Raw genomic sequence first — 20,616 nt, forward strand, 5'->3', positions numbered from 1 at the left:
AGCGGCCGACGCGCATGACTGGCTCCGCGGCGAGGGAGCCGGCCTCAGTGGCCCCCGCCGCGGCAGCTAAGAAGGAGCCCGCGCAGCATGCCGTTCACGCTACCAGACGTCTCGCCGTGGACCGCCCCGGTTCTCACATGGTGAGAGCAGGCAGTTCAGCGCGGTGCCGGGATGAGGACGCTGAGGCAGGTGACGCAGCCTTCGAGCTTCTCGAACTCGGAGATGTCCACGGTCACCACGTCGAGCCCGCGCCTGCCGAGCATCGCGGCGGTGCGCGGCGCGGAGGCGGCCATCAGCACGCTGCCGGGCCCGAGCGGCACCACGTGGGCGCCGGACTCCTCCGGCGGTTCGAGCAGGCCGGGCAGGTCGGCGTGGGCGGGGTCGCCGATGAGCGTGCCGTCGGGCAGCGCGGTGACGGCGGACTTCAGGTGCAGCACGCCTGTCAGGTCGACGGGCACCACGTCGCGCTCGGGCAGCAGCGCGGTGAGCTGGGCGATGCCCGCGTCGTTCGTCCGTCCGGAGCGGCCCGCGTACACGGTGGGCCCGGTCTGGAGCACGTCGCCGCCGTCGAGCGTGGCGGGCGGCGTGATCCTGACCGTGGTCAGGCCGAGGCCGCGTACGGCGCGTTCGACGGACTCGACCTCGGGCCGCCGTCCGGGCGCGCCCGGTCTGGTCAGTACGGCCAGCGTCCCGGCGACCACGACCGTGTCCTCCACGAACGGCGCGTCGGGCAGGTCGTCGGCGGGTTCGGCGTGCACGGGCCGCCAGCCGGCGGCGTCGAGCGCGGCCACGTACGCGGCGTGCTGGGCTGCGGCGCGCTCGGGGTCGACGGACTGGCGCTGGAGGTGGGTGACGATGCCCTCGGCGATGCGCGAACCAGGCTTTCTTACCAGCGCGATACCAGCCATAGGGCGTGTTCTATCACGCGATACGTAGGATCTTGAGCATGCGGGACAACGAGATTCTCAGCAGGATCAGCGAGCTGGTCGACGAGGAGCGCGGCCTGCGTGAGAGGCTGCGCGCGGGCGAGCTGCCCTCCGACGAGGAGAACGCCCGGGTCAGGGAGCTGGAGACGGCGCTCGACCAGTGCTGGGACCTGCTGCGCCAGCGCCGGGCCCGCCGCAGCGCGGGCGAGAACCCCGACGACGCCGCCGTGCGGCCGGCCGGCGAGGTGGAGAACTACCGCCAGTAGGAAAACCGGTCGCGTCGCCGTCGCCGGTGCGTTTGGCTGGGACGCATGCAGATCCAGCGCATCGATCCCGAGCGGCCGGGCAGGCTGCTGCCCGCGCTCCATGACGCGTTCGTCGCCGCGTACGCCGGCCAGCCGGGGCCGCTGTGGTCCCGCAGGCGGTTCGAGGTGGACGTGACCAGGGGCTTTCCGGGGGCGGAGGTCGAGGCGCACGTCGCGGTCGACGGCGACGAGGTGATCGGCGGCACCATGCTGGCCTTCCCCGTGCACGAGAACCTCCACCTGGGCCGGCTGGCGGTGCTGGTGGTGCGGCCGGAGCGGCAGCGGGCCGGCGTCGGGTCCGCCCTGCTCGCGCACGCCGTGGAGCGGGTACGCGCTCGCGGCAGGCGTCTCGTGCTGAGCGAGACGCAGGCGGGGAGCGACGGGGCGCGGTTCGCCTCGGCGCGAGGGTTCACGCTCTCTCTGGGCGAGGCGCGCCGGGTGCTCGACCTGCGCGCGGCCGACTGGGACGGGCTGCGCCGCATGCTGCCGGAGCCCGCCGGTTACCGGGTGGAGCGCTGGCTCGGCCCGGCCGAGCCCGGCCTGCTGCCCGATCTCGCCACCCTGCTGGGCGGCATGAACGACGCTCCGCGCGGCGAGGGCGTCGAGGAGTCCCGCTTCCCGCTCGACAGCGTGCGCTTCGCCGAGGAGCGCATCGGGCTGGCGGGCGAGACCGTCTACTCCGTGCTGGCCCGGCGGATCTCCGACGGCGCCCCGGCGGGCTTCTCGCGCATCTTCATCTCCCCCGACGTCCCCGGCGGCTGGGCCGCCCAGGCCGACACCGCCGTGCTGGCCGGGCACCGCGGCCACCGGCTGGGCCTGCTGATGAAGCTGACGAACCTGTTCTGGCTGCGCGAGAGCGAGCCCGGTGTGAAGCGCGTCATCACCTGGAACGCCCGGTCCAACACGCACATGCTGGCGATCAACGAGGCCATGGGGTTCGAGCTGCTGGACGAGTGGAACGACTGGCGGCTCGACGTCTAACCTGGCGATCATGAGCGTGGCTGCGCTGCGAGACGGGGATCCCCGGCACGCCGGCCCCTACACGCTGCTGGGCCGGCTGGGCGAGGGCGGCATGGGCGCCGTCTACCTGGGCGCGGACCCCGCGGGCGGCCGGGTGGCGGTCAAGCTGATCCACCCCGGCCTGGACGCCGACCCGGGCTTCCGGCGGCGGTTCGCCCGGGAGGTGGCCGCCGCGCGCCGGGTCGCCCGCTTCTGCACGGCTCCCGTCCTCGACGCGGACGTCACCGGCGATCCCGCCTACATCGTGACGGAGTACGTGGAGGGCCCCAGCCTGGACGAGGCGGTGCGCCGCTCCGGGCCGCTGACGGGGTCGGCGCTCGACGGGCTGGCCGCCGCGACGGCGACCGCGCTGCGGGCGATCCACGGCGCGGGCGTCGTGCACCGCGACCTCAAGCCGTCGAACGTGCTGCTCTCGCAGGTGGGGCCCAAGGTCATCGACTTCGGCATCGCCCAGCTCGGCGGCGCCGACCTGAGCAGCGCCGTCGTGGGCACGCCCGCGTACATGTCACCGGAGCAGGTGCGGGGCGGGCCCGTCGGGCCGGCGTCGGACGTGTTCGCCTGGGGCTGTGTGGTGGCCTTCGCCGCCACGGGCGCCTCGCCGTTCGCGGGCGAGTCGGTCCCGGCGATCCTGTACCGGATCGTCCACGAACCTCCGGTCCTGCCGCCGCTGCCCGAGCCGCTGCGCGAGCTGGTGGCGGCGGCCCTGTCCCGGGATCCCGCCGACCGTCCCACGGCCCAGGCCCTCCTCGACCGCCTCTCCTCCGGCGCGTCCGGCGAAGACCCCCAGGAGCCGGTACGCGACGGCCCGGCGGCGGGCGGAGAGCGGACGGCGACAGGGAGACGGCTGACGATCGGAGTGGCGGCGCTGGCGGCGGCCGTCGCGGTCACCACGGCGGTGGTCGCCCTGCGGCCCGGCGACGAGGCCGCCCCGGTGGGCGTCAACCCGCTGCGGGCCGCCGAGGACGTGAGGCTGTTCGCCCCGCCGGAGCCGGACGCCGCACGCGAGGCGCTGTTCCTGGCCGCCGCGGACCGCCCGGAGGACGCCGCGCTGATGCGCGCCCTGGCCACCGTCCCGCACGCGATCCGGCTGGCCGGCGACGACGCCGTGGCCACGGTGGCCACGGCCGTCGAGGAGGCGGAGCGGGCCGGCGGGGTGCCGGTGTTCGTGATCGACCACCTGCCGGGCGGCGACTGCGCCCCGGGCGGCGCCGAGAACGTGGCCGCCTACCAGAGCTGGATCAAGGGGATCGCCGGACAGCTCGGCAGCGCGGAGGCGGTGGTGATCCTGGAGCCCGCGAGCCTGGTCAAGATCCCCGGCACGGCCGCCTGCGACCTGCCGGGCAGCCCGAGCCGGCGCTACCACGACCTGGCCACGGCGGTCCGCGAGCTCAAGCGCGGCGGCCGTACCGCCGTCTACCTGGACGGCGGCCACGAGGACTGGCCCGCCACGGCGGAGATCGCCCAGAGCCTGGTGGGCGCGGGCGTGACGGCCGCCGACGGCTTCTTCCTCAACGCCCAGGGCTACCAGCCGACGGCCGGCCTGGTCGCGTACGGCAGGAAGCTGTCCACGTGCGTCGCCGTCCTGGCGGCGACGGGCCGCACGGGCTGCCCGGCGGACGTCACGGTGGACGCCGCCGACCTGCCGCACTTCGTCATCGACACCAGCCGCAACGGCCGCGGCCCGTGGGTGCCGGAGGGGAAGGCGGCCGAGCTGCCCGACCCGCAGCCCTGGTGCAACCCGCCGGGCCGGGGCGCGGGCGCACGCCCGACGACGCGGACGGGCGACGAGCTGGTGGACGCGTACCTGTGGATCAACCGGGCGGGCACCTCCAGCGGGCGCTGCCGCCGGGGCGCCGGCGGCGAGGAGGATCCGCTGCGCGGCGAGGAGAGCCCCGTCGGCGGCTCATGGTGGCCCGAACTGGCCCTGGAACGCGCCGCGCTCGCCGTCCCGCCCCTGAGGTGACCGTACAGAATGGACGTCATGGACGCGCTTCTTCGCATCGCGCCGGAGTTGCTGATGTTCCTGCCCGCGAGCCGCCGGCGGGAGGCACAGCCGATCACCCCCGACGGCTCGTCGACGCTGGGTCACCACGTGGAGTCGGCCGGCATCCCGCTGACGGAGGTGGGCCCGATGACGGTCGGCGGCGTCGGCGTGCCGCCGTCCTACCAGCCGCGCCCCGGCGACGTCGTGGACGTGCTCGGGGTGCCCCGCCCGCAGCCGCTGCCTGGCGAGCCGCGCTTCCTGCTGGACGTGCACCTGGGCACGCTGGCCAGGCGGCTGCGCCTGCTGGGCATCGACACGGCCTACCACAACGACATGGACGACCCGTCGCTGGTGGCGCAGGCGAACGCGGAGCGGCGGGTGCTGCTCACCCAGGACCGCGGCCTGCTGCGCCGCCGCGCGCTGTGGCTGGGCGCGTACGTGCGCGGCACGCGGGCGCCCGGCCAGCTCCGCGACCTGCTGGAGCGGTTCGCGCCGCCGCTGCGGCCGTGGACGCGCTGCACGGCCTGCAACGGGGAGCTGGAGGCGGTGGCCAAGCGGGAGGTGGAGCCGGTGCTGCGTGACGGCACCCGGCGCAGCTACGACGCCTACGGCCGGTGCCGGGTGTGCGGCCAGGTCTACTGGCACGGCGCGCACAGCGGCGACCTGGAGGAGATCGTCCGCTCGGCGCGGGCGTGGGTGGCGGGCTGATCTCGGCGGGCTGATCTCGGCGGGCTGATCTTGGGGGCGCCGCCCCTGGACGGTGCCGCGTTTCGGAGGGAAACTCCAGACGTGAGGGACGTCCCGCCCGCAGGGCCGTCCCCGGAGGATGGCTGTCCCTCCCCGGTCACCCGCCCTCGTGGGAGGAGCCGGATGCCGAGGTGGACGCGCACCGCCTCTCCGACGCAGCGCCCACGCCTCGGCTCTCCTCGCAGAACGGTACGCACAGGCCCCACGTCAGGCTCTTCACCTCCCGACAGGAAGGAACCCACCCATGGGCGCCAACCTCCGCGATCGTCACCACACCCCCGACGGCCACGGGCGCGCACTGCGTCTGGGGATCGGCGGGCCGGTGGGGAGCGGCAAGACGGCCCTGGTGGCGGCCCTGTGCCGGACGCTCGGCCCGGCCCTGCAGCTCGCCGTCGTCACGAACGACGTCCGCACCACCGACGACGCCGACTTCCTGCGCGGCGCGGACGTCCTCGACCCCGAGCGCATCCTGGCCGTGGAGACCGGCGGCCTGCCGCACACCGCGATCCGCGACGACCTCGCCGCCAACCTCGACGCGGTGGAGACGCTGGAGGAGCGGTTCGGGCCGCTGGACCTGGTGCTGGTGGAGAGCGGCGGCGACAGCCTGGCGGCGACGTTCGGCCGGAAGCTGGCCGACCGGCAGATCTTCGTCCTGGACGCGGCGGGCGGCGACCGGGTGCCACGCAAGGGCGGCCCCGGCGTCACCCAGGCCGATCTGCTGGTCGTCAACAAGACGGACCTGGCCCCGCTGGTGGGCGCCGACCTGGAGTCGATGGCCCGCGACGCGGCGGCGGTCCGGGGCGGCGGTCCAGTGGTGTTCACCTCGATCAGGCAGGATCCCACCGCGGCGGAGGTCTCCGCCTGGGTGAAGGACCAGGCCAAGACCTGGCGCCACTCCTGACCTCGCCGCACGCCCGGCCGTACGCCGCGGACACACGGTTGGCGCGTCGCGGACGGTGGTGGCGGCGGCACGATCGGCTTATGGTGATCGGGTGGCCGACCATCTCACGCCGTCACCCGCCGGGAGACTCCACGCCTTCGCCGTCATGCTCGCGGGCGGCCTGCTGATCTTCTGCGTCGTCCTGCCCTGGGCCGGGACGCAGGCGACGAGCGACCTGGTCGGCGCCGGGCTGTCACGCGACGTGCGCGGCATCGACGACGCCTCCGGCGTGTGGACGCTGCTGGCCGGGCTGGCGGCGGCGGGCTGCGGGCTGGCCGGCCTGATCGGCCGCCCGCGCGTCGCGGCGCTGGCCGCGCTGCCGGGCGCGCTGGCGGCGGTGGTGCTGGTGCTGTTCGTGACCGGCTCGGCCGGCCTGCCCGACCGGGTCTCGATCGACCTGGGCTTCCTGTCGATCGAGCCGGTCATCCGCTACGGCTGGTTCGCCGCGCTGGGCGCGTCGCTGGCGGTGGTGGTGCTGGCCGTCCTGGCGCTGTTCCGCAGGGCCCCGGCCGCCACCCGTCAGTCGTAGAAGCCCAGGCGGCGCAGCTGCTTGGGGTCGCGCTGCCAGTCCTTGAGCACGCTGATGCGCAGGTCGAGATAGACGCGGGTGCCGAGCAGGGCCTCGATCTGCTTACGGGCCGCGGTGCCGACCTCGCGCAGCCGCTCGCCCTTGTGGCCGATGACGATGGCCTTCTGCGACGGCCGCTCGACGAACAGGTGGGCGTAGATGTCGAGCAGGTCGTCGCGCCCCTCGCGCGGCAGCATCTCGTCGACGACGACGGCGATGGAGTGGGGCAGCTCGTCGCGGACGCCTTCGAGGGACGCCTCCCGGATGAGCTCGCCCACGAGCACCTGCTCGGGCTCGTCGGTGAGCTGCCCGTCCTCGTACAGCGGCGGCGACTCGGGCAGGTGCTCGATGAGCACGTCGCCGAGCACGTCGAGCTGCTCGCCCGACTGCGCCGACACCGGGACGACCGCCGCGAACTCCGCGATCTCCGACACCGCAAGAAGCTGCGCGGCGATCTGGTCGCGGCTCGCCAGGTCGCACTTGGTGACCACGGCCACGACGGGCGTGTTCTTGACGGCGGCGAGCTTGTCGGCGATGAACCGGTCGCCCTTGCCGATCGGCTCGTTGGCCGGCACGCAGAACCCGATCACGTCGACCTCGGTGAGCGTGGACAGCACGAGGCTGTCGAGCCGCTCACCGAGCAGCGTGCGCGGGCGGTGCAGGCCGGGCGTGTCGACGATGACGATCTGGGCCTCGGGCCGGTGCACGATGCCGCGGATGGCGCGGCGGGTGGTCTGCGGCTTGGACGAGGTGATCGCCACCTTCGTGCCGACCAGGGCGTTCATCAGCGTGGACTTGCCGACGTTCGGCCTCCCCACGAAGCAGGCGAATCCGGCGCGATGGTTGTCTGGCGAAGTCACATAGTGCATTCTGGCTCATCGATCGGCCTGGTCACGCCACCAGGCGAAGACCTGGGGGAGCACGTGGGGGCTCCACGCGGTCATCCTGAGCCCGGCCAGCTCCGGCTCGGTGACCCAGCGGGCGTCGGTGATCTCGTCCCCGTCGGGGGTGGGCGTGCCGGAGACGATGGCGCAGGCGTACGTGATGATCACGTACGCGACCTGGTGCCCGTTGGGGTAGAGGACGCGGAAGTCGGGGCCGCCGTGGGCGCCGATGAGGGCGCGTACGCGGACCTCGATGCCGAGCTCCTCGCGCAGCTCGCGCACGACGGCGTCCTCGGGCCGCTCGTCGGGGTCGACGCCGCCGCCCGGGGTGGCCCAGAGGCCGACGTCGCCGTGTCGTGCCACCAGCAGCCTGCCGCTCTCGTCGAACACGCAGCCGTTGACCGACGGCAGCATGAGGAGCTGGGAGCCGACCTTGGCGCGCAGGTCGGCCAGGAACGGCGACATCGGCATGTCAGGCTCCGCCGGGCGTGCCGTCGCGCAGCGTGCCGTCCGGGCCGGCCACGAGAATGGTCTTGACGCCCAGTTCGCGGGCGGCGGCCTCGTCGGCGGCGCTCGGCCCGTCGCCGTCGGTGACCAGCGCCACGGCCTCCAGCGACCGCGCGCCGCTGGAGACGGCCGTCGCCACGGCCACCTGCACCGCCGACAGGGTGAGCGAGGTGAGCGCGACGTCGGTGGCCGCGTAGGTGCGGCCGGTCTCGTCGCGTACGGCGGCGCCCTGGGCGGAGCCGTTGCGCGCCCGGGACGACCGGGCCAGGGTGATGATCTTGCTGTCTTCGGGATCGAGAGTCACGAGGACCAGATTAGGCGCTGGCCATCCGCATCACCGCGTCGAGGAGCTGCCGCGTGCGCTGCGGGTCCACCTCGGCCATGCTCGTGTGCACCAGCGAGACCAGCGTGTCGCCCGAGCGGGCGAGCACGACGTCGAGCGTGTAGGGATAGCCGTTCAGCCGTCCGCGCAGCTCGCCGCCCACCGCCTCGTCGGCCACCTTCCCGACCGGCACCAGCGTGGTGCGCAGGTGGGTGCCGGTGCCCTGGCGCACCGCGCGGCACGCCTCCAGGGCTCGGGTCAGTTCGGCCAGGTGCTGTTCGGCGGCGGCGCCGGTGTAGCGGGCCAGGCCGACGCCGACCTGCTCGCCGAGCTCGTCGCCCTGATAGCTGGCCGCGGCCTGCGCGGTCAGCTCCTGCGCGGGCGCCCGCCCGCCCGCCGCGTCGAGCACGGCCCGGCAGTTGCGGTCGGCCGGGGTGAACGGCGCCCGCCACGCCTGCTCGGGCCGGGGCGAGAAGCCCTCGGGCAGCCGCGGCTCCTTCTTGAGAACCTCCCGCATCTGGGCCAGGGCCTGTACGTCGACCCCTTGGACGAGGCCGCCGTCTCCGCAGCCTGTCAGGGCACCGGCAAGGAGCCCGCAGGCGATGATCCGCTGTCCGCGTTTCATGATTCCCTCCGACCGGCAGCCTCCCCGGTCGGCAATTACGGCAATCCACCGCTACTACCAACAAAGGATCAAACGCAAAAAGGGTGCTCCCGTCCTGTTCGGACGAGAACACCCTTTACGCCGAACAACGTCACGATCGGCTAGCTGATCGAGACGTTGCCGTCCCCCCGGAAGCCTTCCTCCCGCCGCGAACCCCACCCGGCGCTCGGAAGCCCCCCTCGTGACACCCACCGCACAGGGTGTCGAGAGAAAGACTGGCGGACGGCGCTTGCAGAAGACTTGTAGAACGCTTGCGACAACCTGGACCCGCCGGTCAGTCGTGCTCGGCGCGGGCGGGGACCACGTCGTCGCCCAGCGGCAGCACCCGCCGCACGACCACGGTGCTGATCCGGTTGCGCCGCCCGGCCAGGCTCTCGGCCGTCAGCCTGAGGCCCGCCACCTCGGCCTGGGAGCCGGCGATCGGCACCCGGCCCAGCGCGTGGGCCAGCAGCCCGCCCACCGTCTCGACGTCGTCGACCTCGATCTCGGTGTCGAACAGCTCGGCCAGCTCGTCGACCGGCATCCGGGCCGTCACCCGCAGCGCCCCGCCGGGCATCGGCTCGACCCGGGGCGCCTCCTGGTCGTACTCGTCGGTGATCTCGCCGACGATCTCCTCCAGCACGTCCTCGATCGTGACCAGGCCGGCCGTGCCGCCATACTCGTCGATGACGATGGCCAGATGGGTCTGCTTGGCCTGCATCTCGCGCAGGAGCTCGTCGATCGGCTTGCTCTCGGGCACGTACGTGGCCGGGCGCATGATCGACTCGATGCGCTCGTGCCCGCGGTCGGCGCCCGACTCGTGCACCCGCCGGGTGATGTCCTTGAGGTAGGCGATGCCGATGACGTCGTCCTCGTTCTCGCCGGCCACCGGGATGCGGGAGAAGCCGCTGCGCAGCGCCAGCGACAGCGCCTGGCTGAGCGTCTTGCCCCGCTCGATGTAGACCATGTCGGTGCGCGGCACCATGACCTCGCGCACCAGCGTGTCGCCCAGCTCGAACACCGAGTGGATCATCTCGCGCTCGTCGGGCTCGATGACCCGGCGCTCCTCGGCCAGGTCGACCAGGTCACGCAGCTCCGCCTCGGAGGTGAACGGCCCGTCGCGGAACCCCTTGCCGGGCGTCAGCGCGTTGCCCAGCAGGATGAGCAGCTTGGGCAGCGGCCCGAAGATCTTCGTCAGCCCGTAGACGATCGGGGCGCTGGCCAGCGCGATCGGCTCGGCGTGCTGGCGGCCCAGGGTGCGCGGCATGACGCCGACGATCACGTAGCTCACCACGATCATCACGGCCGCGGCGGACACGTACGCCCAGCCCTGGTCGTGCATGAGGTCGATGAACAGCAACGTCGCGATCACCGTCGCGACCAGCTCGCAGCTCAGCCGGAGCAGGAGCAGCAGATTGAGGTAGCGCGGCGCGTCGGAGACGATCGCGTGCAGCCGGTCGGCGCCGCGCCTGCGGTCTCGCACGGCCTCCTCGGCGCGCACCCGGGAGATGCGCGTCAACGCCGTTTCCGCGCTGGCGATGAGGCCACCGACCACGACGAGGACGATGGCCAACGGCAACCAGGCGTTCACCGGGAGTCGCGCACCTCCCGCCAGGCTTCGAGCAGCCGGGCCTGCAGCCCGAACATCTCCTTGTGCTCCTCGGGCTCGGCGTGGTCGTAGCCCATCAGGTGGAGGATGCCGTGGGTGCACAGCAGCTCCAGCTCGGCCTGGGCGCTGTGGCCGGCCTCCTCGGCCTGCCGGGCCGCCACCTGCGGGCAGAGCACCACGTCGCCCAGCAGCGCCGGGTCGGCGGGGCTCTCGCCGTCGCCGCGCGCGCCGCCGCCGGGACGCAGCTCGTCCATCGGGAAGGCGAGCACGTCTGTCGGGCCGGGCTCGCCCATCCACTTCTCGTGCAGCTCGGCCATGGCGTCCTCGTCGACGACCACGATCGAGAGCTCGGCCAGCGGGTTGATGCCCATCTCGGCGAGGACGTGGCCGGCCAGCGCGACGAGGGTCTCCTCGTCGACGCCGACGCCGGACTCGTTGTTGATCTCGATGCTCATCGGCGCTTTCCCCGCTGCTGCTGGATCTGCTTCGGCTCCTGGAGTGCGTCGTAGCGCCCGTAGGCGTCGACGATCTCGCTCACCAGCTTGTGGCGGACCACGTCGGAGCTGGTCAGCCGGGCGAAGTGGATGTCGGGGATGCCCTCGAGGATCTCCTGCACCACCCGCAGGCCGCTGACCGTGCCCGAGGGCAGGTCGACCTGGGTGACGTCACCCGTCACCACGATCTTGGAGTTGAAGCCGAGACGGGTCAGGAACATCTTCATCTGCTCGGCCGAGGAGTTCTGGGCCTCGTCGAGGATGATGAAGGCGTCGTTGAGCGTGCGGCCGCGCATGTAGGCCAGCGGCGCGACCTCGATCGTGCCCGCGGCCATCAGCTTGGGGATCGAGTCGGGGTCGACCATGTCGTGCAGCGCGTCGTAGAGCGGCCGCAGGTAGGGGTCGATCTTCTCGTAGAGGGTGCCGGGCAGGAAGCCGAGCCGCTCGCCGGCCTCGACCGCGGGGCGGGTCAGGATGATGCGGTTGACCCGCTTCTCCTGGAGCGCGCGCACGGCCTTGGCCATCGCGAGGTAGGTCTTGCCGGTGCCGGCGGGGCCGATGCCGAAGACGATCGTGTGCTTGTCGATCGCGTCGACGTAGCGCTTCTGGTTGACCGTCTTGGGCCTGATGGTCCGCCCGCGCGAGGAGAGGATGTCGAGCGACAGCACCTCGGCCGGGCGGTCGGAGGTCATGCGGAGCATGGCGATGCTCCGCTCGACCGCGTCGGGGGTGAGCTCGCCGCCGCTGCGCAGCACCTCGACCAGCTCCTCGAACAGCCGCACCACGGTGCCGCTCTCGTCGGGGCTGCCGGTGACGGTGATCTCGTTCCCGCGCACGTGGATGTCGGCCTTGAAGGCGCCCTCGATGACGCGCAGCAGCTCGTCACGTGAGCCCAGGAGGCTGACCATCGGGTATTCGTCCGGAATCAGCACCTTGGCTTGAGTGCGCGAGGGAGGTGCCGTTCGTCGGGATTCGTGTAGTTCGGACATGGGCAGGCCAGCGGCCTGATGCCTCCCGGTCTCCTTGGCATTGCTTGTGCCCCCATGGTAGCCGGGACCAGGCCGATCGCTCATGCCAATATCACCCGGGCGGCCAGGTCAGGTCACGCCCGCCCAGCACGTGCGCGTGCACGTGGAAGACGGTCTGCCCGGCGCCGGCCCCGGTGTTGAACACGATCCGGTAACCGCCGGGCGCGACGCCCTCCTGCACGGCCACCGCGTGCGCGGCCTTGAGCACGTCGTCGGCCAGCCCGTCGTCGGCCTCGGCCAGGGCCGCCGCGTCGGCGTGGTGCGCCTTCGGGACGACGAGCACGTGGGTGGGCGCCTGCGGGTTGATGTCGCGGAAGGCCAGCGCCCGCTCGGTCTCCAGGACGATCTCGGCCTTGATCTCCCTGGCCACGATCTTGCAGAAGAGGCAGTCGGTCACCCGATCACCTTACCGACACGGGACATCGCCTGATCGGCGTTGCGAATCGGTGACCGCTTCCCGCGTGGCGTCCGAAGATCAACGCGGTTAGGGTGTGTGTGCGACACTTCAAGGAAAAGAGACGATTCAGGGTCGGGCGAGGCCACCTGGCGAGGACACGACTGGGTCATGCCCCCTAAGGAACCGGAAGAGCGTAAACCCTCAGGCAAGGCCGCGCGTCCCACTGAAGTGACCACCGAAACCCTCCTGGCCGACAGGTCCATGGGGGCGGTGCCGGTCGGGTGGGACGCCGACATGGCCGTGACCGCGCTGTACAGCGCGCACTTTCGGTCATTGGTACGTCTCGCTGTGTTGCTGGTGCGCGACATGGCAACCGCGGAGGAAGTCGTGCAGGACGCGTTCGTCGCCATCCACGGCGCCTGGCGCAGACTGCGTGACCCCGACAAAGCACTCGCCTACCTGCGTCAGTCCGTCGTCAACCGGTCCCGTTCCGTGCTGCGTCACCGCGCGGTCGTCGAGAAATACGCGCCGAAGGGCCTGCCCGACGCGCCGAGCGCCGAGAACGGCGCGATCGGCGAGCTCGAACGCTCCGCCGTGATCGAGGCGCTGCGAGCCCTGCCCACCCGTCAGAGAGAGGCACTGGTCCTTCGTTACTACGGTGATCTGTCCGAGGCTGAGATCGCCCACGCCATGGGCATCAGCAAGGGCGCGGTCAAGAGCCACACGGCGCGTGGCATGGCCGCCTTGCGATCCGTCCTGGAGAAGATGTCATGACCCAGCCCCCCGACGAGCACGGCGACGCCCTGCGCCGTGCGCTCCACGCGGAGGCGGACGCGGTCGTGCCCTCGCCGGACGGGCTGGAGATCATCCGTGCCCGGATCGAGCGGCGCGGGGCGCGCAACCTCATCTGGTGGCGGGTGGGCGCCGCCGCGGCCAGCGCCGTCCTGGTCGCCGCCACGATCGTGATGGTGGTCCCCGAGCTGCGCAACCAGGTGATCGAGCAGGTGCCCGTCCAGGAGGTCGAGGCCACCTCCAGCGCCACCCCGCCGGCCAAGTCGTCGACCAGCCGGCCCGCCGAGCCGAAGGCCACCGTACGGCAGGACCCGCCGGCGGTCGTCGTCCCCGACCCGTCCACGCCGCCGCCCTCGCCGCAGCCGTCGGAGACGGCCAGGTCGACCAGCAAGCCCTCCCCCTCCCCCAGCTCCGAGCCCAGCACGACGCCGTGCCCGACGGCCGCCGAGGAACAGGCGGAGCCGCCCGCCGACTGCCCGGAGATCACGCCCTCGCCCTCGCCGGACCCGTCGATCTCGGAGACCGCCGCGCCCGAGGCGCCCTGCCCCGCCGAGGAGTGCCCGCCGGGCGACCCGGCGCCGACCGCGTCGGACGCGCCCAGCCCGCTGCTCGCCACCCCGCCCCCGCTCCCCTGACGCCCTCAGGCTCGTTGTCCGCCGGGACGCTACCAGCGGCCGGAGCGCGCCAGCAGCACGGCCGCCGCCGCCACCCCCGCCGTCGAGGTGCGCAGCACCGTCGGCCCCAGCAGCACCGGCACCGCCTTGGCCGCCTCGAAGCGCGCCAGCTCGTCCTCCGACACGCCGCCCTCCGGGCCCACCACGACGACGATGTCGCCGCCCGCCGGCAGCGCCACCCGTGACAGCGGCTCGGCCGCCTCCTCGTGCAGCACCAGCCCCAGCGCCGCGCCCGCCAGCAGCGCCTCGACGCGGGCCGTCGTGGCGGGCTCGGCCACCTCCGGCAGATGGAACCGGCGCGCCTGCTTGCCCGCCTCCCGCGCCGTGGACCGCCACCGGCCCAGCGCCTTGGCGGCCCGCTCGCCCTTCCACTGCGTGATGCTGCGCGAGGCGGCCCACGGCACGATCACGTCGACGCCCGCCTCGGTCATCATCTCCACGGCCAGCTCGCCCCGGTCACCCTTGGGCAGGCCCTGCACCACGACCAGCCGGGGCCGCGGCGCGGGCACCTCGTGGCGGGCCAGCACGTCCAGCCGCAGCGCGTCCTTCAGCACCTCGCGCACCACGCACTCGGCCATCGTGCCCGCGCCGTCGGTCAGGTCGACCCGCTCACCCTCACGCAGCCGCCGCACCGACGCCGCGTGCCGCCCCTCGGGGCCGTCGAGCACCAGCTCGGACCCGCTCAGATCCGCCGCGAGGAACACCGGAACCGTCACCGTGTCGCACTCCAGATTCTTCACGTCACGCAGTCAAGCGAACACGCGACGCAATATCGTGTCACGTGCACTCGCACTTTCCTGACGTCACTTTACGAGGGCCCAGCGCGATGACCATGTCCCCCGCCCGCGGGCTGCCCCTGAGGGCGCGCCTGTTCCTGCTGCCGGCCGTGCCGGCGCTGCTGCTCATCGCGGCGACGGGAGCCGGCGTCGCGGACCTCGCCGCGGCCCGTGCCGAGGCCGCGTCCGGCGTCCGCCAGGTGGACGTGGCGCTCGCCGCCGAGGACCTGGTCCACGCCCTCCAGCGCGAACGCACCCTCGCCGCGGGCCGCGCGGCGGGTGAGGAGCGCTTCGCCGCCGACCTCGCCGCCGCCCGCCGGGCCACCGACACCGCCCTCGCCCCGCTGCTCAGCGGCCGCGCCGGGGCCGGGCGCGTACGCGAGTCGCTTCCCGGGCCCGGCACCCTGGCCGAGATCCGCGCGGCCGGGGAGAACGCCGGGAACGCTGGGAACACCGGGAACGCCTCCGGGACGGCCGAGGGCGCCGTCCCCGGAGCGACCGGAGCCGCCGTGCCGGGCGCCGCCGGAACCACCGCCCCCGGCACGCCCGCCGTCCCCGAAGCGACCGCAACCGCCGTCCCAGGCGCAACCGCAACCGCCGTCCCAGGCGCAACCGCAACCGCCGTCCCAGGGGCGGCCGAAAGCGCGGTGCCGGGAGCGGCCGGGACCGTCGTGCCGGGCTCGGCCGGCAGCGCCGTGCCGGGGGCGGCGGCCGTGCCGGGGGAGGTGGGGGCGCGGCCCCGGCATCTGACGGTGTTCACCGCCTATACAACGACGATCGCGGCCGTGCTGGCGGCCTCGCACCGGGCGGGGCCGCTGGAGGCGCTGGCGCGGGGCAAGGAGGCCGCCGCGCAGCAGCGGGCGCTGGTGACGGGGGCGCTGGCGGCGGGCGGGTTCGCGGCGGCCGACTACGCGGCGTTCCTGCGGGCCGGGGCCGTGACGGACGACGCCCTGGCCCGCTACGGGCGGATGGCCGGGCGGACGGGCGCGGCGGCGCTGGACCGGGCGCTGCGGTCCGGCCCGGTAGCCCGCGTGGCCGCACTGGAGCAGGAGGCCGTGGCGAGCGCCTCGGGCACGGCGGTGACGGCGGGGCCCCGGGCATGGGAGAGCGCCACGGAGGCCCGTACGGACGCGCTGAGGGCCGCGCAGCGGGTGGCGGGCGGTCAGGCCCGCGCGGCCGCCGTGGCCGCCGTGGAGCGCGAGACGCGCCGTCTGCTGACGCTGGCGGCCTCCGGCGCCGCGCTGACGCTGGTGCTGCTCGCGCTGGGGGCGCTGGTCGTGCGCTCGGTCCTGCGCCCGCTGCGCAACCTGGCCACGGAGGCGGCCATCCTGCGCGACCACGCGGCCGAGCTGGAGTCCGGCGTACGGGAGGCGGGCCCCGGCAGGGCGCGGGCCGACGCGTTCACCGAGGTGGCGTGGGCCGTCGGCGGCATGCACGCGACGGCGGCGCGGCTGGCCGCCCAGCGGACGGCGCTGCGCGAGGGCACGGCGGAGGCGCTGGCCGAGCTGGGGCGGCGCAACCGCGACCTGGTGCACCGTCAGCTCGGCGCGGTCGGCGTGCTGCAGCGGCACGAGTCCGACCCGGCGGCGCTGGCGCGGCTGTGCGAGCTCGACCGGCTGACCGGGCGGCTGCGCAGGAACGCCGAGAGCCTGCTGGTGCTGGCGGGCAAGCGGGCGGCGCGCCGCTCGTCGGAGCCGGTCCCGGTGGCCGACGTGGTGCGGATGACGCTGGCGGAGATGGAGGGCCATCACCGGGTGACGCTGCGGGTGCTGGACGGCCCGCTGGTGCGCGGGGCCGTCGTGGCCGAGGTGGCGCACCTGCTGGCCGAGCTGGTGGAGAACGCGCTGGCGTTCTCGCCGCCCGACGCCGAGGTGGAGATCTGGGCGCGCGCCGACGAGGGCGAGTGCCGCATCACGATCACCGATCACGGCGTCGGCATGACGCCCGCCGAGCTGGCCTCGGCCAACGCCCGGCTCAGGGGCGAGGAGAGCTTCCTGGCCGCGCCCGACCGCTGCCTCGGCCACCACGTGGTGGGCCGGCTGGCGGAGCGGCTCGGCGTGCGGGTGTGGCTGCACGAGACGCCCCGCTCCGGGGTGACCGCCCGGGTGGCGCTGCCGGAGGAGCTCCTGACGGCGGCCTCAGCGGCCGTTGAACGCGTCGCGCAGCCGTGAGAAGAACCCCTGCTGGCCCGGCGCGAACTTGCCGGGCGGGCGCTCCTCGCCGCGCAGCTTGGCCAGCTCGCGCAGCAGCTCCTCCTGGGCCGGGTCGAGGCGGCCGGGCGTCTCGACGTTGACGTGGATGAGCAGGTCGCCGCGGCCCGACTCGTTGAGCCGCTGGACGCCGCGCCCGTACATGGTGATGACCTGACCGGACTGGGTGCCGGGCCGCACGTCGACCTCCTCCGGGCCGTCGAGCGTCTCGACGGACAGGATGGTGCCGAGCGCGGCCGCCGTCATCGGGATCTGGACCGTGCAGTGCAGGTCGTCGCCGCGCCGCTCGAAGATCTCGTGCGGCTTCTCGGCGATCTCCAGGAACAGGTCGCCGGGCGGGCCGCCGCCGGGGCCGACCTCGCCCTCGCCGGCGAGCTGGATGTGGGTGCCGTCCTCGACGCCGGCCGGGATCCGGACCTTGATCGTGCGGCGGGTGCGCACCCGGCCGTCGCCGGAGCACTCCTGGCACGGGTGGCGGATGATGCTGCCGAAGCCGCCGCACTGCGGGCACGGCCGCGAGGTCATGACCTGGCCCAGGAACGAGCGGGTGACCTGGGAGATCTCGCCGCGCCCGTTGCACATGTCGCAGGTGTCGGGGTGGGTGCCCTGGGCGGTGCCGGCGCCCTGGCACACCTCACAGGTGACGGCCGTGTCGACGACGAGCTCACGGGTGGTGCCGAACGCGGTCTCGCGCAGGTCGAGCTCGACCCGGATGGTCGCGTTGCGGCCGCGCCTGGCGCGCGAACGGGGGCCGCGCGTGCCGCCGGCGGTGCCGAAGAAGGCGTCCATGATGTCGCTGAACGGGAACCCGGCGCCGAACCCGCCGGCGCCCGCACCCGCGCCGCCGCCGCCGAACGGGTCGCCGCCGAGGTCGTACATCTGGCGCTTGCTCGGGTCGGACAGCACCTCGTAGGCCTGCGTGATCTCCTTGAACCGCTCCTGGGTGGCGGGATCGGGATTCACGTCAGGGTGCAGCTCGCGGGCCAGCCGGCGGTAGGCCTTCTTGATCTCGTCCTGACTGGCGTCACGGCGCACCCCGAGGGTGGCGTAGTAGTCGCTGTTTGCCACTTATCGACCTCTTAAGATGCAGCCAGGATCTGGCTGACGTAGCGTGCCACCGCGCGTACGGCGCCCATCGTCACGGGGTAGTCCATCCTCGTGGGGCCCAGCACGCCGAGCCGGGCCAGTTGGTTGTCGCCTTGACCGTATCCCGTGGCGACGATGGACGTGCCCCGCAGTCCGGTATAGGCGTTCTCGGAACCGATGCGCACGGTGAGAGCGGACGGGGTGTCTGTGGTTGTCTCGCCGAGCAGCCGCATGAGCACGACCTGTTCCTCCAGCGCCTCCAGCACGTCGCGCAGGCCGACGCTGAAGTCGGCGCCGGCGAGGTTGGCCGCGCCGGCGAACACGATCTTCTCGTCGTGCCGCTCGACGAGCGTTTCGAGCAGGACCGACAGGATCGTCGCCACCACCGGCCGGTCCTCGACCGGCAGCCGCTCGGGCAGGTCGGACACCAGCTCCGGCACGCTGGCCAGGCCGCAGCCGTCGAGACAGGCGTTGAGCACCGCACGCAGGTGCGCGATGCGGGTGTCCTCCACCACCTCGGGCAGCTCGATCACGCGCTGCTCGACGCGGCCGGTGTTGGTGATCAGGACGAGCATGACCCGCCGCTCGGCGAGCGGGACCAGCTCGACGTGCCGGACCGTGGAACGGGTCAGGGTCGGATACTGCACGACGGCGACCTGCCTGGTGAGCTGCGCGAGCAGCCGCACCGTGCGGGTCACCACGTCGTCGAGGTCGACCGCGCCCGCCAGGAAGGTCTCGATCGCCCGGCGCTCCGCTCCGGAGAGCGGCTTGACCTGCGAGAGCCTGTCGACGAACAGGCGATAACCCTTGTCCGTCGGCACTCGGCCCGCGCTGGTGTGCGGCTGGGTGATGTAGCCCTCCTCCTCCAGCGCGGCCATGTCGTTGCGGACCGTCGCCGGGGAGACCTTGAGGTTGTGGCGCTCGGCGAGCGCCTTCGAGCCGACGGGTTCGTTGGTCGACACGTAGTCTTCGACAATGGCGCGGAGCACCGCGAGTTTACGATCGTCGAGCACGTGCGCACCTCCTACCGCTGCCTTTAGGGGAAACGCCAGGTCTAGCACTCTGTGTTCCCGAGTGCCAAGTGTACGGCTCTCACCCACAAGGTGCGATAACGCCGGGGGCCCGATGACAAGCCGAATGCCAAGCCTCACACTTGCCGCCATGACGGACAATTCGCCGTACGGCCCGCCGCCTCCGCCGGGGCCGCAGCCGGGGACCCACCACCAGTATCCGCCCCCTCCCCCTGGTCAGCAGCCCTACTTCGCCCCGCCGCCGCCCCCGTACGGGCAGCAGTTCCCGCCTCCGTACGGGCAGCGGGTGGACCCGAAGGCGATCCGGCCCCGGCTGCGGTGGATCGGCGTCGCATGGGGCGTGGCGGCCGTGTGCGTGCTGGCCGCCGGGGCGCTGTTCGTGAGCAGCCTGTTCAGCACGGTGGCGAACGTGGCGCCGAGCCGCACGTTCGCCGCCGGCGAGACGGTCGCGGCCACGCTCGACCCGGCCGACGGCCCCGCCCTCTACCTCGCCTCCGACGGCCCGGTCAGCTACGACTGCCAGATCTCCGGCGGCGCCACGCTCATCGCGCCCTCCGGCACGACCACGCTCACCGTCGACGGCACCCGCTGGGAGCAGATCGCGCTGGTCAACGCGCCGTCGGCGGGCCAGTACCAGGTCACCTGCGCCACCCAGCAGCAGTCGGACGCCCGGTTCGGCATCGGCACGGGCGTGCTCGGCGCGGCGGCCGGGGTCGTGGGCGGCGCGGCGGTGGCCGCGATCGTGGCCGCGATCGGCGTGCTCGCGGCGGCCTTCGTGACGATCGTGGTCGTGATACGACGCAGCGGGCACCGCAAGCGCCTCGCGGCGGGCGGGTGATTTGCTACGGTCCCCGGTGTGTACGACGGTGATGTTCTCGCGGGAAACTGGCGGCGCCCGGGCAAGGGCAAGATCCCGCAGGTGCCGGCCGAGCCGGACCTGGTGGTGGAGGACGCCGACAGCGGCTTCTGCGGCGCTGTGGTGGCCTGCGACAAGGAGGCCGTCACGCTGGAGGACCGCTTCGGCAGGCGCCGGCTGTTCCCGCTCGCGCCCGCCGCGTTCCTGCTGGAGGGCAAGGTCGTGACGCTCGTGCGGCCCCAGGCCGCCGCTCCCCGGGCGCCCCGGCGCAGCGCCTCGGGCTCGATCGCCGTGGAGGGGCTGCGGGCCAGGGTGGCCCGCGAGAGCCGCATCTACGTCGAGGGCGTGCACGACGCCGCCCTGGTGGAGAAGATCTGGGGTCACGACCTGCGGGTCGAGGGCGTCGTCGTCGAGTACCTGGAGGGCGTCGACGACCTGCCGGCGATCGTCGAGGAGTTCGCGCCCGAGCCGGGGCGGCGGCTGGGCGTGCTGGTCGACCATCTGGTGCCGGGCTCCAAGGAGAGCCGCATCGCCGCCCAGGTCACCTCGCCGCACGTGCTCGTGGTCGGGCACCCGTACGTGGACATCTGGCAGGCGGTCAAGCCGTCGGCCGTGGGTATCGCGGCCTGGCCGGACGTGCCGCGCGGGGTGCCGTGGAAGGAGGGCGTGATCGCCGCCCTGGGCTGGCGCGGCGAGCCGGCCGACGCCTGGCGGCGCATCCTCGGCTCCGTCTCGACCTACGCCGATCTGGAGCCCGAGCTGCTCGGCCGGGTCGAGGAGCTGATCGACTTCGTCACCGGGGCAGCCTCGTGAGCGC

Annotated in this window: 23 protein-coding genes; 11 read left to right on the forward strand and 12 right to left on the reverse strand. The window is 73.5% G+C overall.

Going from position 1 to position 20,616, the window contains the following annotated elements:
* Positions 1-155 precede the first annotated feature (155 nt).
* The gene (ddaH, locus tag AB0J53_RS22330; protein WP_364175222.1) at positions 156-908 is read right to left on the reverse strand and encodes a dimethylargininase; all 753 of its coding nucleotides are present in this window, start codon (positions 906-908) and stop codon (positions 156-158) included.
* Between the two features lie 38 nt (positions 909-946).
* Here ddaH and AB0J53_RS22335 point away from each other — a divergent pair, with 38 nt between their 5' ends.
* The 6 genes from AB0J53_RS22335 (at position 947) to AB0J53_RS22360 (ending at position 6,451) form a co-directional block, all read left to right on the forward strand.
* Positions 947-1,192 (forward strand): DUF2630 family protein, encoded by a 246-nt coding sequence (locus tag AB0J53_RS22335; RefSeq protein ID WP_219507529.1) that lies wholly within the window; start codon positions 947-949, stop codon positions 1,190-1,192.
* A gap of 45 nt (positions 1,193-1,237) precedes the next feature.
* Positions 1,238-2,212: a GNAT family N-acetyltransferase gene (locus AB0J53_RS22340; RefSeq protein ID WP_364175226.1), complete on the forward strand. Its 975-nt coding sequence runs from the start codon at positions 1,238-1,240 to the stop codon at positions 2,210-2,212.
* A 10-nt stretch (positions 2,213-2,222) separates the two neighbouring features.
* A complete protein-coding gene (locus AB0J53_RS22345; RefSeq protein WP_364175229.1) occupies positions 2,223-4,214 on the forward strand; it encodes a glycoside hydrolase family 6 protein in 1,992 nt (663 codons plus the stop codon).
* Positions 4,215-4,232: 18 nt separating this feature from the next.
* A complete protein-coding gene (locus AB0J53_RS22350) occupies positions 4,233-4,943 on the forward strand; it encodes a Mut7-C RNAse domain-containing protein (protein WP_364175232.1) in 711 nt (236 codons plus the stop codon).
* Positions 4,944-5,226: 283 nt separating this feature from the next.
* Positions 5,227-5,883 carry an urease accessory protein UreG gene (gene ureG / locus AB0J53_RS22355; RefSeq protein ID WP_219507522.1) on the forward strand — a complete coding sequence of 219 codons (657 nt, stop codon included), beginning with the start codon at positions 5,227-5,229 and terminating at the stop codon, positions 5,881-5,883.
* Positions 5,884-5,974: 91 nt separating this feature from the next.
* Positions 5,975-6,451, forward strand: a complete 477-nt coding sequence (locus AB0J53_RS22360; RefSeq protein WP_364175235.1) for a hypothetical protein — start codon at positions 5,975-5,977, stop codon at positions 6,449-6,451.
* Here AB0J53_RS22360 and era read toward each other — a convergent pair.
* The 8 genes from era to AB0J53_RS22400 form a co-directional block, all read right to left on the reverse strand.
* Complete coding sequence (gene era / locus AB0J53_RS22365) at positions 6,442-7,350, reverse strand: GTPase Era (protein ID WP_308125855.1); 909 nt, start codon at positions 7,348-7,350, stop codon at positions 6,442-6,444. The genes AB0J53_RS22360 and era overlap by 10 nt on opposite strands.
* Before the next feature lie 15 nt (positions 7,351-7,365).
* Positions 7,366-7,845: an NUDIX domain-containing protein gene (locus AB0J53_RS22370; RefSeq protein ID WP_364175239.1), complete on the reverse strand. Its 480-nt coding sequence runs from the start codon at positions 7,843-7,845 to the stop codon at positions 7,366-7,368.
* 1 nt (position 7,846) lies between these two features.
* Complete coding sequence (locus tag AB0J53_RS22375) at positions 7,847-8,185, reverse strand: cytidine deaminase (protein ID WP_219507516.1); 339 nt, start codon at positions 8,183-8,185, stop codon at positions 7,847-7,849.
* 10 nt (positions 8,186-8,195) lie between these two features.
* Positions 8,196-8,828 (reverse strand): hypothetical protein, encoded by a 633-nt coding sequence (locus tag AB0J53_RS22380; protein ID WP_219507514.1) that lies wholly within the window; start codon positions 8,826-8,828, stop codon positions 8,196-8,198.
* Between the two features lie 313 nt (positions 8,829-9,141).
* Positions 9,142-10,437: a hemolysin family protein gene (locus AB0J53_RS22385; RefSeq protein WP_357585144.1), complete on the reverse strand. Its 1,296-nt coding sequence runs from the start codon at positions 10,435-10,437 to the stop codon at positions 9,142-9,144.
* Positions 10,434-10,910 (reverse strand): rRNA maturation RNase YbeY, encoded by a 477-nt coding sequence (gene ybeY / locus AB0J53_RS22390; protein ID WP_219507512.1) that lies wholly within the window; start codon positions 10,908-10,910, stop codon positions 10,434-10,436. Before ybeY ends, AB0J53_RS22385 begins: the two co-directional genes overlap by 4 nt.
* On the reverse strand, positions 10,907-11,938 hold the full coding sequence (locus AB0J53_RS22395; RefSeq protein WP_219507511.1) for a PhoH family protein: 1,032 nt from the start codon (positions 11,936-11,938) through the stop codon (positions 10,907-10,909). Before AB0J53_RS22395 ends, ybeY begins: the two co-directional genes overlap by 4 nt.
* A 91-nt stretch (positions 11,939-12,029) precedes the next feature.
* Positions 12,030-12,374 carry a histidine triad nucleotide-binding protein gene (locus AB0J53_RS22400; RefSeq protein ID WP_364175244.1) on the reverse strand — a complete coding sequence of 115 codons (345 nt, stop codon included), beginning with the start codon at positions 12,372-12,374 and terminating at the stop codon, positions 12,030-12,032.
* 261 nt (positions 12,375-12,635) lie between these two features.
* Here AB0J53_RS22400 and AB0J53_RS22405 point away from each other — a divergent pair, with 261 nt between their 5' ends.
* Both AB0J53_RS22405 and AB0J53_RS22410 read left to right on the forward strand, forming a co-directional pair.
* Positions 12,636-13,148 carry a SigE family RNA polymerase sigma factor gene (locus tag AB0J53_RS22405; RefSeq protein WP_049573205.1) on the forward strand — a complete coding sequence of 171 codons (513 nt, stop codon included), beginning with the start codon at positions 12,636-12,638 and terminating at the stop codon, positions 13,146-13,148.
* Complete coding sequence (locus tag AB0J53_RS22410; protein WP_219507509.1) at positions 13,145-13,801, forward strand: hypothetical protein; 657 nt, start codon at positions 13,145-13,147, stop codon at positions 13,799-13,801. Before AB0J53_RS22405 ends, AB0J53_RS22410 begins: the two co-directional genes overlap by 4 nt.
* Positions 13,802-13,830: 29 nt before the next feature.
* Here AB0J53_RS22410 and AB0J53_RS22415 read toward each other — a convergent pair whose 3' ends face one another.
* The gene (locus AB0J53_RS22415; protein WP_364175649.1) at positions 13,831-14,556 is read right to left on the reverse strand and encodes a 16S rRNA (uracil(1498)-N(3))-methyltransferase; all 726 of its coding nucleotides are present in this window, start codon (positions 14,554-14,556) and stop codon (positions 13,831-13,833) included.
* A gap of 110 nt (positions 14,557-14,666) precedes the next feature.
* On the opposite strand from AB0J53_RS22415, the gene AB0J53_RS22420 reads away from it, so the two are divergent.
* Positions 14,667-16,787, forward strand: coding sequence for a nitrate- and nitrite sensing domain-containing protein (locus AB0J53_RS22420; protein WP_364175247.1), 2,121 nt, complete (start codon positions 14,667-14,669; stop codon positions 16,785-16,787).
* Here AB0J53_RS22420 and dnaJ read toward each other — a convergent pair.
* On the reverse strand, positions 16,755-17,894 hold the full coding sequence (gene dnaJ / locus AB0J53_RS22425; RefSeq protein WP_219507506.1) for a molecular chaperone DnaJ: 1,140 nt from the start codon (positions 17,892-17,894) through the stop codon (positions 16,755-16,757). The genes AB0J53_RS22420 and dnaJ overlap by 33 nt on opposite strands.
* A gap of 11 nt (positions 17,895-17,905) precedes the next feature.
* A complete protein-coding gene (gene hrcA, locus AB0J53_RS22430) occupies positions 17,906-18,925 on the reverse strand; it encodes a heat-inducible transcriptional repressor HrcA (RefSeq protein ID WP_219507505.1) in 1,020 nt (339 codons plus the stop codon).
* Between the two features lie 148 nt (positions 18,926-19,073).
* Here hrcA and AB0J53_RS22435 point away from each other — a divergent pair, with 148 nt between their 5' ends.
* Positions 19,074-19,781, forward strand: coding sequence for a hypothetical protein (locus AB0J53_RS22435; protein WP_364175250.1), 708 nt, complete (start codon positions 19,074-19,076; stop codon positions 19,779-19,781).
* Between the two features lie 18 nt (positions 19,782-19,799).
* Positions 19,800-20,612, forward strand: a complete 813-nt coding sequence (locus tag AB0J53_RS22440) for a DUF3097 domain-containing protein (protein WP_364175253.1) — start codon at positions 19,800-19,802, stop codon at positions 20,610-20,612.
* Positions 20,613-20,616: the final 4 nt, after the last annotated feature.

The sequence above is a fragment of the Nonomuraea sp. NPDC049725 genome, assembly GCF_040674795.1.
Lineage (GTDB): Bacteria > Actinomycetota > Actinomycetes > Streptosporangiales > Streptosporangiaceae > Nonomuraea > Nonomuraea ceibae.